We start from the raw sequence: 13,547 nt of genomic DNA, 5'->3' as shown, positions 1-13,547 counted from the left end.
ACATAAAGAAGAAGCTGTAGAATCCATTACACCTAAACCTGCTTTTAATACATCTAAGTAAGTAAGTGTTTCGTATTTCGTAGCTGTTGGGTCAATAGATGGATCTGCACTATATACGCCATCCACATTATTTTTCGCCATTAAAATGACGTCCGCTTCGATTTCAGCTGCACGTAATGCTGCTGTTGTATCTGTAGAGAAGTATGGGTTACCTGTACCTGCAGCAAAGATAACAACACGTTTTTTCTCTAAGTGACGAATTGCTTTACGACGAATGTAAGGCTCTGCCACTTGACGCATCTCAATTGAAGTTTGTACGCGAGTTTGAATTCCAATATTCTCTAAGCTATCTTGAAGAGCTAATGAATTCATAACTGTTGCTAACATGCCCATGTAATCTGCTCCTGCACGATCCATGCCCATTTCGCTTCCAATTTTCCCACGCCAAATGTTACCGCCACCAACAACAACAGCAACCTCTACATCAAGTTCTGCAATTTCTTTCACTTGTTCCGCAACTGACTTAATAACAGCTGGGTTAATTCCAAATCCTTGCTCGCCAGCTAAAGCTTCTCCGCTCAGCTTTAAAACGACACGATTATATTTCGGTTTACTCATAATGAACCTCCAATTGCTTACATCTTTATTTTAAAAAAGGGAACACAATGTGTTCCCTAATCTGTATTAGTTGTTACCTTTTACTTGGTTCATTACTTCTTCAGCAAAGTTGTCTTCGCGTTTTTCGATACCTTCACCAACAGCGTAGCGAACGAATCCTTTTAATGTTCCGCCTTTAGACTCAACGAATTGACGAACTTTCATGTCAGGATTCTTAACGAATGTTTGGTCAAGTAAGCAAATCTCTTCAAAGAATTTGCCAAGACGACCTTCTACCATTTTCGCAACGATTTTTTCAGGCTTGCCTTCGTTTAAAGCTTGTTGTGTTAATACTTGACGCTCATGCTCAACTTCTTCAGCTGTTACAGCATCGCGGTCGATGTATTTAGGGTTAACTGCTGCGATGTGCATTGCTACATCTTTAGCAGCTGCTTCGTCAGTAGAACCTTCAAGAACTGTTAATACACCAATACGTCCACCCATGTGTAGGTAAGCGCCGAATGCATCAGCATCAGTTTTTGATACGATTTCGAAACGACGAAGTGTAAGTTTTTCACCAATTTTAGCGATTGCTTCGTTGATGTGCTCTTCTACTGTTTTGCCGCCTTCGATTGTTTGAGCCATAGCTTCTTCAACGTTAGCAGGTTTGTTAGCTAATAAGTGAGCAGCTAATTCTTTAATTAACGCTTGGAAACCTTCGTTTTTCGCAACGAAATCAGTCTCAGAGTTTAATTCTAAGATTAAACCTTCGTTACCGTTTGTTTCGATGAAAGTTAAACCTTCAGCAGCGATGCGGTCTGCTTTTTTAGCAGCTTTCGCAATACCTTTTTCACGTAAGAAGTCAATTGCTTTCTCCATGTCGCCGTTAGTTTCTGTTAAAGCTTTTTTGCAGTCCATCATACCTGCGCCAGTTTTTTCGCGAAGTTCTTTTACCATTTGTGCAGTGATTGCCATATTTTTCATCCTCCTAAAATATGTATTTATACCTTTTATAAAGGTGTTTATACCTTAAAAAAGGTGATAAAAGGCCGAACCCCTTATCACCTTTCCAAATTTGTTACGCAGTAACAGTTTCTTCACCTTGTTTTGTTTCAAGGATCGCGTCTGCCATTTTAGATGTAAGAAGTTTTACAGCACGAATTGCATCATCGTTTGCTGGAATAACGTGATCGATTTCGTCCGGATCACAGTTTGTATCAACGATACCGATGATTGGAATGTGTAATTTGCGTGCTTCAGCAACTGCAATACGCTCTTTACGAGGGTCTACTATGAATAATGCACTTGGAAGACCTTTCATATCTTTAATACCGCCTAAGAATTTCTCAAGACGCTCTAACTCTTTTTTAAGTTGAACAACTTCTTTCTTAGGAAGTACTTCGAAAGTACCATCTTCTTGCATTCTTTCGATATCTTTAAGACGCTTGAYACGCTTTTGGATTGTTTGGAAGTTTGTTAAAGTTCCACCTAACCAACGTTGGTTAACGAAGTACATACCAGCACGAGTTGCTTCTTCTTTAATAGCTTCTTGTGCTTGTTTTTTAGTACCTACGAATAAAATGTCTCCACCTTCAGCAGCGATGTCACGCATCGTTCTGTAAGCTTCCTCAACTTTTTTCACAGTTTTTTGTAAGTCGATGATGTAGATACCGTTACGCTCTGTGAAGATGTAACGCTTCATTTTTGGGTTCCAACGACGAGTTTGATGTCCGAAATGAACACCAGCTTCAAGCAATTGTTTCATAGAAATTACTGACATAATTTAGTTCCTCCTAAATGGTTTTTTTGATATCCTCCGTTTACTTCATCTCTAAGCGAAACTACGAACGTAGCACCAACACTTAAATCAGTAAACGTGTGTACTTTGTACTGACACCACTGCTTACTATATCATACTGAAATATTACAATCAAGTCGAAAATGCGAACAATGTAAAACTTTCTTTTTTTCACGCTCAAATCCTAGTATTACCAACCTTCAATTCCTTTAAGCAAGGAATTGAAGGTTAATTAATAGTTTTCTAATGAATGTTGTCATGACGCCTTACGTAAGCAAAATCATTCACTTAAAAAAACAAAAAACTCTCCTCAAGCGAGGAGAGTTTTTTTATAAATTAGTTTGTTTTTAATTTAGCAAGTTCCTGTAGAAACTTGTCGTTTAGCACTTTAATGTATGTTCCTTTCATACCTAAAGAGCGAGACTCAATAACACCAGCACTTTCTAATTTACGTAGTGCATTTACGATTACCGAACGAGTAATTCCTACGCGATCAGCAATTTTACTTGCAACAAGTAAACCTTCTGTTCCATTTAATTCTTCGAAGATATGCTCGATTGCTTCTAACTCACTGTAAGATAATGAGCTAATCGCCATTTGAACAACAGCTTTACTACGTGCTTCCTCTTCGATTTCTTCTGCTTTTTCACGTAAGATTTCCATACCTACAACAGTTGAGCTGTATTCAGCAAGAATTAAATCATCGTCTAAGAACTCTTGACCAAGACGAGCTAATACTAGTGTACCTAGACGCTCACCGCCACCAACGATTGGTACGATTGTAGTTAAACCTTGACCGAATAATTCTCTATTTTCTACTGGGAATGCTGTGTAGTCACTATCCACACCTAAATTTGAAGATGTTTCTGTAACATTGAATAAACTTTGCGTATACTCTTCTGGGAATTGACGCTCTGCAAGCATGTGCTTCATACGTTCGTTTTCGATTTGTTGGTGAATCGCATATCCTAATAATTTACCGCGACGACTTACAACGAACACGTTCGCTTCAATTACTTCACACATTGTGTCAGACATCTCTCTAAAGTTTACAGGCTTTCCTGCTGCGCTCTGTAATAACGCATTTAATTTTCTCGTTTTTGCTAATAATTCCATTTCAAAATTTCCTCCTACATGTTACTTACATATTTTTKCATCACTTGGAAACTAGGGCGAGTCACCTGATGCTTGATAAGCAATCTCAGCAATCTTACGAATAGCTTCGTCTGAAAATTCAATTTCTATACCTTCAGTCGCTAATAACGCCGTGTACTGTTTAATTAGCGCATTGTCAGGCTCGATTAATATTTTAACAAAATCATCCGCCGATAATTTTGTTAATTMTACTCGAATCGGAAATCTCCCTTGCAATTCCGGAATTAAATCCGACGGTTTAGACATATGGAACGCTCCAGCTGCAACAAATAAAATATAATCCGTTTTTACTGATCCGTATTTCGTTGCTACATTCGATCCTTCTACAATCGGTAAAATGTCACGTTGCACACCTTCACGCGATACATCTACGCTATTCGACTGCTTACCAGCAATTTTGTCAATTTCATCGATAAAAATAATCCCGAGCTGTTCAGCACGATAAACAGCCTCTTGTGTAACTTCATCCATATCAATTAAGCGCTGTGCCTCTTCATTTGTCAAGAGTTTTCTTGCTTCTTTTACAGAAAGTTTACGTTTTTTCGTTTTTTTCGGCATRATACTTCCTAGTGCATCTTGGAAATTCATTCCCATTTGCTCCATGCCAGTTCCTTGCAACATATCAAACATAGAAGACTGTTGTTCCGTCACTTCGATCGATATCACTTCATCTTCAAGAAGGCCTGCCGCAAGCTTTCTTTCCACATCTTGACGTTTCTTTTCGATTTCATCATCTTCCTGTGCATCAGATGTTTGGTTTGAATTTTGATTACCACCAAAAAGCATTTCTAATGGATTTTTAAATCCAGATTGTTTCTCCGGACTCGGCACTAAAATTTCAACAAGGCGTTGATTCGCTTGCTCTTCTGCTTTATCTTGAACTTTAACTACCATTTCCTCTTTCACAATGCGAACGGACGTTTCAACAAGGTCGCGGACCATCGACTCTACATCTCGACCCACATATCCAACTTCTGTAAATTTCGTCGCTTCAACCTTAATAAAAGGTGCTCCAACGAGTTTCGCCATTCGCCGTGCTACCTCTGTTTTACCAACACCTGTCGGTCCAATCATTAAAATGTTTTTAGGTGCAATTTCATCACGTAAATTTTCAACTAATTTACTGCGACGGTATCGATTTCGTAGAGCTACAGCAACCGCTTTCTTTGCATCTTTTTGACCGATGATGTATTGATCTAATTTTTCCACAATTTGACGCGGAGTAAAATGTAAATGCATATAAATTGCCTCCCTTACGATTCTACAATTCTTCAACAATTATGTTGTGGTTCGTATAAACACAAATATCGCCTGCAATTTCTAAACTGGCCTTCGCAATTTGTTTCGCTGTTAAATGTTCACTTGCATGTTGCTTTAAAGCACGACCAGCAGCAAGTGCATAATGTCCGCCTGAACCAATTGCTAAAATACCATCATCTGGTTCAATCACTTCTCCTGTACCTGAAACAAGGAGCATCGTTGTTTTATCCATGACAATGAGCATTGCTTCTAGCTGACGTAGCATTTTATCACCACGCCATTGTTTCGCCATCTCAACTGCAGCACGCTGCAAGTTGCCATTATACTCTTCTAATTTCCCTTCAAACATTTCAAAAAGAGTAAATGCATCAGCAACTGATCCTGCAAAACCAGCTAAAACTTTCCCCTGGAAAAGTTTGCGAACTTTGCGAGCTGTATGTTTCATTACAACAGCATTCCCCATCGTTACCTGACCATCTCCAGCCATTGCACATCCTCCATTATGATGAACTGCAAATATCGTTGTAGCGTGGAAATTTCCCATAGAAAAAACTCCTTTATATGTTTTTATAGCCTTAAAAGCAATTTATGCCCGCGGGTGATGCTTCATGTACACAGAACGCAATCTTTCTTTAGAGACATGCGTATAAATTTGTGTGGTTGACAAATTCTCATGACCTAATAGCTCCTGCACAGTACGTAAATCYGCTCCTTCATCCAACATATGTGTAGCAAATGTATGCCTTAACATATGGGGACTTATCCGCATTGTAAGTGAAGCTTTCTTAATGAGTTCGTTCAAAACATAACGTACACCCTGATCTGTTAACGGCTTACCTTTCGCATTTAAAAATACCATATGAGATTGTTCTTCAGTCTTTTGAGCTAACTGTTTTCTCCCGTTCTCTATATAAGTAATTAAAGCATCTTGTGCATAGCTTCCGAACGGAATATATCTTTGTTTTTTCCCTTTTCCCATCACTAAAATTGTTCCCACTGCAAAGTCAATGTCGGTAAGTTGCAAATTAACGCATTCGCTTACACGAATCCCAGTTGCATACATCAACTCTAATAAAGCTTGATTCCTTTGACCGAGTGGCGCCCCTGTATCAGAAACTTCAAACAATTCCTCCAACTCTTCAGCATATAAAAACTTTGGGATTGACAATTCTTTCTTGGGAAGTGACGCAAGTGCAAACGGATTATCTTTTTGATAACCTTCACGCATCAAAAAACGATATAAACTTCGTAAGCTTGATACTTTCCTTGCGACAGATTTACGGGCTAACTTCTGATCGTGCAACGTCGTCAAGTATAAACGAACATCCGCGTATGTAACATCTAAAAAAGAGGATATGCCTTCTCGCTCCATAAATTGCACAAAATGTTCTAAATCATTTTGATAACTTGCAATTGTATATTTTGAATAATTTCTTTCAATTTGTAAATATCCAACGAATAATTGTAACAATTTCTTCACATTCACATCCATATAATTCACCTCAATAAAGGCTACTAAATCGTATCACAACTTAGTAGCCTTTGCAAGAAATTTAATTAAATATTTACAAAATTTTGAATTGTTTCCAAAGCGCGTGTAGCATATGCTTCATTTCGCTCTTGTTTCTTTTTAATTTTCTTCTCTAACGGTGTAAATAAACCAAAGTTTGCATTCATTGGCTGGAAGTTTTTCGCATTTGTCGCAGTAATATAATTTGCCATACTTCCCATTGCAGTTACAGGTGGTAATACAACTGGCTCTTCACCTTGTACAAGTCGAGCAGCGTTAATACCCGCTAATAATCCTGATGCTGCTGATTCAACATAACCCTCTACACCAGTCATTTGACCAGCGAAGAATAAATCATCACGTTGTTTATATTGATATGTTGGACGAAGCAAATTAGGCGAATTAATAAACGTATTACGATGCATTACACCATAACGTACAATCTCTGCGTTTTCTAGTCCTGGAATTAGCTGTAACACTTCTTTTTGTGGCCCCCACTTTAAATGTGTTTGGAAGCCTACAATATTGTATAATGTTCCTGCTGCATCATCTTGACGTAACTGAACAACCGCATACGGTGTTTTCCCTGTTTTCGGATCTTCTAACCCAACAGGCTTCATCGGTCCAAATACTAACGTCTGTCTTCCTCTACTTGCCATAACTTCTACTGGCATACAACCTTCAAAGAAAATTTCTTTTTCAAATTCTTTTAAAGGCACTGTCTCAGCAGCAATTAAAGCCTCATAAAAACGATCAAACTCTTCTTCTGTCATTGGACAGTTTAAATATGCCGCTTCACCTTTATCATAACGGGATTTTAAATATACTTTATTCATGTCAATGCTGTCTTTCTCAACGATTGGCGCTGCAGCATCATAGAAATAAAAATAATCTTCACCTGTTAGTTTTTTTAATTGTGCAGAAAGATCCGGAGACGTAAGTGGACCTGTCGCAATAACAGTTGGTCCCTCTGGAATTTCAGTGATTTCCTCATTCATTACAGTTACGTTCGGATGATTTTTCACATATTCAGTCACTTTCGCCGCGAATTCATGACGGTCTACAGCTAAAGCACCTCCTGCTGGTACAGAGCACTCATCAGCTGCACGAATAATGACAGAATCCATTAGACGCATTTCTTCTTTAATAACACCAACAGCATTTGTCAATGTGTTTGCGCGAAGTGAGTTACTACATACTAATTCAGCAAATTTATCTGTATGATGAGCTGGTGTTTGCCTTACTGGTCTCATTTCATATAATTTTACTTGGACACCACGCTTTGCAATTTGGTAAGCTGCTTCGCTTCCTGCAAGACCTGCGCCAATGACGTTTACTACTTGTGTTGTCATATATATCACCTTTCCTTTTCTTCCCGAAAAAAATGTGAGCAGTTACGCTCACATTTGTTGTTCTTCTTCATAATCACACGAAATACATTGTACTTGCACGCCTTTTTTTAACTTTTTCTCTACGAGCATACCTTCACACTTCGGACATTTACGACCAATCGGCTTATCCCAAGATACAAAGTCACATTCTGGATACGTACCGCATCCGTAGAAAAGGCGTTTCTTTTTATTACTACGGCGTTCAATAATTTGCCCTTTATCACACTTCGGACAAGTAACACCGATTTCTTTTACAATCGGTTTTGTATTACGACATTCCGGGAAATTTGAACAAGCCATAAACTTCCCATATTTACCCATTTTAAAGACCATCGGGTGACTACATAATTCACAGTCTTCCCCAGCTGGTTCATCTTTAATTTCCACTTCACGCATTTCTTTTTCCGCTTTTTCTAAGCGCGGTTCAAATCCTACGTAGAAATCATCAACAATTTTCACCCAATTTGCATTTCCTTCTTCTACTTCATCAAGGCTTTGCTCCATATTGGCAGTAAATTCAATGTTAATAATTTCTGGGAAAAACTCTAAAATAAGTTCGATTACTATTCCACCAAGCTCAGTCGGAACGAAGCGTTTATTATCTAAAGCAACGTATCCTCGTTTTTGGATTGTTTCAAGTGTCGGTACATAAGTAGACGGTCTCCCAATTCCAAGCTCTTCAAGTGTTCTTACTAGACGAGCCTCTGTATAACGCGGCGGAGGCTGTGTGTAATGTTGCTTTGGTTCTATATCTTTTGAAAATACAGTTTCACCTACTTCTAACGGTGGCAACATCTTATCCTTTTCTTCCGCACCATCATCTTTCGACTCTACGTACACTTTCATAAATCCTGGGAACTTTACAACTGATCCACTTGCACGGAACTGAACATTGTTATTAATGAGTTTCGCTGTAACAGTATCCATTATAGCAGATGCCATTTGACTTGCAACAAATCGCTCCCAAATCAGTTTATACAAACGGAGTTGATCACGACTTAAGAAACTTTTTAGTTCCTCTGGCTTTCTCATTACCGAAGTAGGACGAATCGCCTCATGCGCATCTTGTGCTTTCGACTTTTTCGTTTCTTTCCTCTTCTCTGTTCCTATGTATTCCGCACCAAACGCCTCAGTAATGTAATCACGAGCCTCTGTTTGAGCTGTTTCTGAGATACGTGTTGAATCAGTTCTCATATACGTAATAAGACCTACAGTCCCTTGTTTTCCAAGATCTATCCCTTCATACAGCTGCTGTGCAAGCATCATTGTTTTCTTTGCTCGCATATTTAACTTACGCGCTGCCTCTTGTTGCAAGGAAGATGTTGTAAACGGTAATGCAGGGTTACGCTTTCGCTCTTTTCGCGTTACATTTTCAACCGAAAACGCATTGTCTTTCATCTTTTCGATTATTTCGTTCACTTGTGCTTCGTTCGTTAATTGAACTTTTTCACCATCTACACCGTAAAAGCTTGCTTCAAATGTGTCTTTCCCTTTCACAAATTCTGTTTTAATTGTCCAGAATTCTTCAGGTTCAAAACTTTGAATTTCTTTTTCACGTTCGATGATTAAACGAACTGCTACAGAYTGTACGCGTCCTGCACTTAATCCTTTTTTTACTTTCTTCCATAATAAAGGACTAATATTGTAACCAACAAGACGATCGAGTATACGCCTTGCCTGTTGTGCATCTACTAAATCCATATTAATTGCACGAGGATATTTAAATGATTCTTTTATTGCATCTTTTGTAATCTCATTAAATACAACTCGGCAATCTGATTCAACGTCCACATTTAACGTATTTGCTAAATGCCAAGCAATTGCTTCTCCTTCACGATCCGGATCGGCCGCGAGATAGACTTTCTTTGCTTTTTTTGCCGCTGATTTTAAATCTTTTAAAACGGGACCCTTACCACGAATGGTAATATACTTCGGGGTGAAGTTATTCTTTACTTCTATCCCCATTTGGCTTTTAGGTAAATCGCGGACATGTCCCATGGACGCGACGACTTTGTATTTTTTCCCTAAATATTTTTCAATGGTCTTCGCCTTAGAAGGCGACTCCACGATTACGAGGTAATCTGACATGCTAGTGCCTCCTTAAGAGGTGGATTCAAGTCTTCATCAATCTTATTGATTTCTCTTGTTTTTGTCAATCAAGAATGAATATACCATACAGCGACAATCTACCATTTGTCAATAATTGTTTAATAAAAACATAAAAATATATGGTTAATTTAAAATTTCTTCAAGGATATCCTCCGCATTTCTTACTAGCTTTGCGCCTTGTTGAATTAGATGATTCGTTCCCGCTGCACTCTCTATAAATATAGGTCCAGGAAGCGCAAACACCTCTCTATTTTGTTCTAGCGCAAGGTCTGCAGTAATAAGGGAKCCACTTCTCGTTTTTGCTTCTACAACTAAAACACCTTTACTTATACCGCTAATAATTCGATTTCTTTTTGGGAAATACCATTTTTCAATAAGCCATTCTTTTTCAAGTAAAGGTTGTAAAATAAACTTCATACTCTCCTTTCCATATAAAGACGGTTCTCTCGTTCCAACAATCGCTAATTTATTTACTTTATTTAGAAAATCTCTTTCTCCTTTTCCGTATAAAACAAAAGGGGGATCTTGTATTTCTCGCAGTAATTGTGGATAGTCCTTATCCCATATTGTTATATAAAATATTCTCTTTTTTTCTAACTGGGATACATATTGTTGGAGATTTGAAATTTGAAGAAAATTTACTAGTTCTAAAGATTTTTTCGAGGATATTCCAGCGTAATATTCAAATTGTTTCGGACTAAAAGTGTATATTCCCTTCAGTTCTGGATCAACATATAGTAGTCTCTTCATCGCCTTCCAATGATCCGCCAACATGTAATGAAGGTGCAATAAACGTTCTCTTTTCATCTCAATTCTCCTTACCCATAATTTTTATTATGTAAACAAAAAATGTGTAAAAAGACACCCTCTAATAAGAAGGTGTCTTTCAAAAAGATTAGTAGTTTTTACAAGTCTCAAATAATCCCTTTTCTTTTAAAACAGAGATTAATGTTTCACCCATAACAGCTGGTGTTTCCGCTACTTTAATACCACAAGCTTCCATTGTTTTAATCTTTTCAGCAGCAGTTCCTTTGCCRCCAGAAATGATCGCCCCAGCATGACCCATACGTTTGCCTTCAGGCGCTGTTTGACCACCAATGAAGCCTACAACTGGTTTTGTCATATTAGCTTGTACCCATTCTGCTGCTTCTTCTTCTGCCGTACCGCCGATTTCACCAATCATAATTACAGCATGMGTTTCTTCATCTTCATTAAATGCTTTTAACGCATCAATAAAGTCCGTACCGTTAACAGGGTCTCCCCCGATACCTACAGCAGTAGATTGGCCAATACCTTCTTGCGTTAACTGATGTACAGCTTCATACGTTAATGTACCAGAGCGAGATACGATACCAACATGACCTTTTTTGTGAATATATCCTGGCATAATACCAATTTTACATTCGTCAGGTGTAATGACACCAGGGCAGTTTGGTCCAAGTAAACGTGTATGTTTACCCGCCATATATCTCTTTACGTTTACCATATCTAATACAGGGATTCCTTCAGTAATACATACTACTAAATCAACCTTTGCATCAACAGCTTCCATAATTGCATCAGCCGCAAAAGCGGGTGGAACGTATACAACTGAAGCGTTTGCGCCTGTTGCTTTCACAGCATCTTCTACTGTATCAAATACTGGTACGCCTTCAATATCAGTGCCACCTTTACCTGGTGTTACACCACCTACAATTTTCGTACCGTATTCAATCATTTGCTTTGTATGGAATAACCCTTGAGAACCTGTAATACCTTGAACAATAACTTTTGTATCTTTATTAACTAATACGCTCATTTTTCTCCCCCGCTTTCTATTAGCCCACTAGTGAAACAATTTTTTGTGCACCGTCTGCCATAGATTCTGCTGCAACAATATTTAAACCAGACTCATTTAAAATTTTCTTTCCTAGCTCTACGTTTGTACCTTCAAGACGTACAACTAAAGGCAACTCAAGGCCTACCTGCTTCGTCGCTTCAATAACACCTTCTGCGATAACATCACACTTCATAATGCCACCAAAAATGTTAACGAAGATACCTTTTACATTTTTGTCAGAAAGGATAATTTTGAATGCTTCTGTAACTTTTTCAGCTGTTGCGCCGCCACCAACATCTAAGAAGTTAGCTGGGTCACCATGGTAATGTTTAATGATATCCATTGTAGCCATTGCTAAACCTGCACCATTAACCATACAACCGATATTTCCATCTAAAGGAATGTAGTTTAAGTCATATTTAGAAGCTTCAATTTCTTTTGAATCTTCTTCTTCAAGATCACGAAGTTCTAAAATATCTTTATTGCGATATAACGCATTAGAATCAAAGTTTAATTTTGCATCTAACGCCATAACTTTACCGTCACCTGTTGTAACAAGTGGATTAATCTCAGCGATAGAGCAATCTTTTTCGATAAACGCACTGTATAAGCCCATCATAAACTTCACAGCTTGTCCTACAAGTTCTTTTGGAATATTGATGTTAAACGCGATTCTACGCGCTTGGAAACCTTGTAAACCTACTGCTGGATCAATATATTCTTTAAAGATTTTTTCAGGCGTTTTTTCTGCTACTTCTTCAATTTCTGTTCCACCTTCTTCAGATGCCATTAAAACAACTTGAGAAGTTGCACGATCTAATACAAGACCTACATAATATTCTTTTTTAATATCGCAACCTTCTTCGATAAGTAAGCGTTTTACTTCCTTACCTTCAGGACCTGTTTGATGCGTCACAAGTGTAGTTCCTAAAATGCTTTCTGCATATGTACGAACTTCTTCTAAATTTTTCGCAACTTTTACACCGCCAGCTTTGCCGCGTCCACCAGCGTGAATTTGCGCTTTAACTACACATACTTCCGTTCCTAATTCTTTCGCTGCTTCTACAGCTTCTTCTACTGTAAATGCAACCTTCCCGTTCGGAACGCTAACCCCATAGCTTCTAAGGACTGCCTTACCTTGGTACTCATGGATATTCATGGTCCCATCCTCCCCTGTTTTCCTGTTTTACTCGAAAAGTTTTTTAATGTTTAAAAAACATTACATTGCCATTGTATAAGATGATTGGCACGCTGTCTACAATAAAGTGTCAGAAAACTGAAATCGCTTTATTCTTTTTCGGAAATAATAATGTTTATATACCAAAATAAAAAATAAGCTGTGAATATACAGCTTATTTTTGAATCATATCTTTAATTGGCGCGAATGATTTTCGATGTTCCTCTAATACTCCATGTACTTCAATCGCTTCTAAATGCTGTTTCGTCCCATATCCCATATGTTGTTCGAATCCATATGCAGGATACTTTCCTCCTAACTCTTTCATCATGCGATCTCTCGTCACTTTCGCAATAATAGATGCAGCTGAAATAGAGACACTTTTCGCATCACCTTTAATGATTGATGTTTGCGGAATTGATGTAGGAAGCTTCATCGCATCGATTAATAAATATTCTGGTGTACATGATAAATTAGCAACGGCATCTAACATCGCTTGCTTCGTCGCTTGATAAATATTTATTTCATCAATAACTTGTGGTGATATAATTCCAACTCCAATCGCAATTGCATGCTCTTTAATTTCATCATAAAAACGCTCACGTTTCGCTTCACTTAATTTTTTCGAGTCATTTAATCCTGGAATATAAAAATCTTCCGGAAGGACGACAGCCGCCGTCACAACCGGTCCTGCTAACGGCCCACGACCCACTTCATCAATGCCAGCAATG

At 38.2% G+C, this 13,547-nt stretch carries 12 protein-coding genes and 1 pseudogene; all 13 read right to left on the bottom strand.

The features are described from left to right. A partial coding sequence (gene pyrH, locus AC1DJR_RS13505; RefSeq protein WP_477002803.1) for a UMP kinase occupies window positions 1–618 on the bottom strand: 618 nt, incomplete at its 3' end. A 66-nt stretch (window positions 619–684) separates the two neighbouring features. Next, on the bottom strand, window positions 685–1,572 hold the full coding sequence (tsf, locus tag AC1DJR_RS13500; RefSeq protein WP_002088177.1) for a translation elongation factor Ts: 888 nt from the start codon (window positions 1,570–1,572) through the stop codon (window positions 685–687). A 103-nt stretch (window positions 1,573–1,675) separates the two neighbouring features. Further along, window positions 1,676–2,377, bottom strand: a complete 702-nt coding sequence (gene rpsB, locus AC1DJR_RS13495) for a 30S ribosomal protein S2 (RefSeq protein WP_477002802.1) — start codon at window positions 2,375–2,377, stop codon at window positions 1,676–1,678. Between the two features lie 354 nt (window positions 2,378–2,731). Beyond that, window positions 2,732–3,511 carry a GTP-sensing pleiotropic transcriptional regulator CodY gene (gene codY, locus AC1DJR_RS13490; RefSeq protein WP_002014541.1) on the bottom strand — a complete coding sequence of 260 codons (780 nt, stop codon included), beginning with the start codon at window positions 3,509–3,511 and terminating at the stop codon, window positions 2,732–2,734. Between the two features lie 57 nt (window positions 3,512–3,568). Further along, window positions 3,569–4,789: pseudogene (gene hslU, locus AC1DJR_RS13485) on the bottom strand (ATP-dependent protease ATPase subunit HslU); the annotation flags it as partial. Window positions 4,790–4,811: 22 nt separating this feature from the next. Further along, entirely contained in the window at window positions 4,812–5,354 is a 543-nt protein-coding gene (gene hslV, locus AC1DJR_RS13480; RefSeq protein ID WP_429691807.1) for an ATP-dependent protease proteolytic subunit HslV, read from the bottom strand. A 42-nt stretch (window positions 5,355–5,396) separates the two neighbouring features. Then, window positions 5,397–6,296, bottom strand: a complete 900-nt coding sequence (gene xerC, locus AC1DJR_RS13475; protein WP_078175468.1) for a tyrosine recombinase XerC — start codon at window positions 6,294–6,296, stop codon at window positions 5,397–5,399. Between the two features lie 71 nt (window positions 6,297–6,367). Further along, window positions 6,368–7,672 carry an FADH(2)-oxidizing methylenetetrahydrofolate--tRNA-(uracil(54)-C(5))-methyltransferase TrmFO gene (trmFO, locus tag AC1DJR_RS13470; protein WP_002066796.1) on the bottom strand — a complete coding sequence of 435 codons (1,305 nt, stop codon included), beginning with the start codon at window positions 7,670–7,672 and terminating at the stop codon, window positions 6,368–6,370. Window positions 7,673–7,720: 48 nt separating this feature from the next. Continuing rightward, window positions 7,721–9,799, bottom strand: a complete 2,079-nt coding sequence (gene topA / locus AC1DJR_RS13465) for a type I DNA topoisomerase (RefSeq protein WP_002088184.1) — start codon at window positions 9,797–9,799, stop codon at window positions 7,721–7,723. A 144-nt stretch (window positions 9,800–9,943) separates the two neighbouring features. Further along, window positions 9,944–10,627 carry a DNA-processing protein DprA gene (locus AC1DJR_RS13460; RefSeq protein WP_477002801.1) on the bottom strand — a complete coding sequence of 228 codons (684 nt, stop codon included), beginning with the start codon at window positions 10,625–10,627 and terminating at the stop codon, window positions 9,944–9,946. 88 nt (window positions 10,628–10,715) lie between these two features. Then, window positions 10,716–11,618 carry a succinate--CoA ligase subunit alpha gene (gene sucD / locus AC1DJR_RS13455; RefSeq protein WP_002033796.1) on the bottom strand — a complete coding sequence of 301 codons (903 nt, stop codon included), beginning with the start codon at window positions 11,616–11,618 and terminating at the stop codon, window positions 10,716–10,718. 19 nt (window positions 11,619–11,637) lie between these two features. Continuing rightward, entirely contained in the window at window positions 11,638–12,798 is a 1,161-nt protein-coding gene (gene sucC / locus AC1DJR_RS13450) for an ADP-forming succinate--CoA ligase subunit beta (protein ID WP_002014529.1), read from the bottom strand. Between the two features lie 193 nt (window positions 12,799–12,991). Further along, window positions 12,992–13,547: ribonuclease HII (locus AC1DJR_RS13445; protein WP_477002800.1), on the bottom strand; the 556-nt coding region annotated here is incomplete at its 5' end.

This window comes from Bacillus sp. 05T31, assembly GCF_056396725.1.
This window is presented reverse-complemented; position numbering and strand designations above follow the sequence as displayed.

What these genes read in the sequence shown, in the direction of transcription:
- tsf (WP_002088177.1), bottom strand. Translation starts at nt 1,572, where the DNA reads ATGGCAATCACTGCACAAATGGTAAAAGAACTTCGCGAAAAAACTGGC.
- codY (WP_002014541.1), bottom strand. Translation starts at nt 3,511, where the DNA reads ATGGAATTATTAGCAAAAACGAGAAAATTAAATGCGTTATTACAGAGC.
- hslV (WP_429691807.1), bottom strand. Translation starts at nt 5,354, where the DNA reads ATGGGAAATTTCCACGCTACAACGATATTTGCAGTTCATCATAATGGA.
- trmFO (WP_002066796.1), bottom strand. Translation starts at nt 7,672, where the DNA reads ATGACAACACAAGTAGTAAACGTCATTGGCGCAGGTCTTGCAGGAAGC.
- sucC (WP_002014529.1), bottom strand. Translation starts at nt 12,798, where the DNA reads ATGAATATCCATGAGTACCAAGGTAAGGCAGTCCTTAGAAGCTATGGG.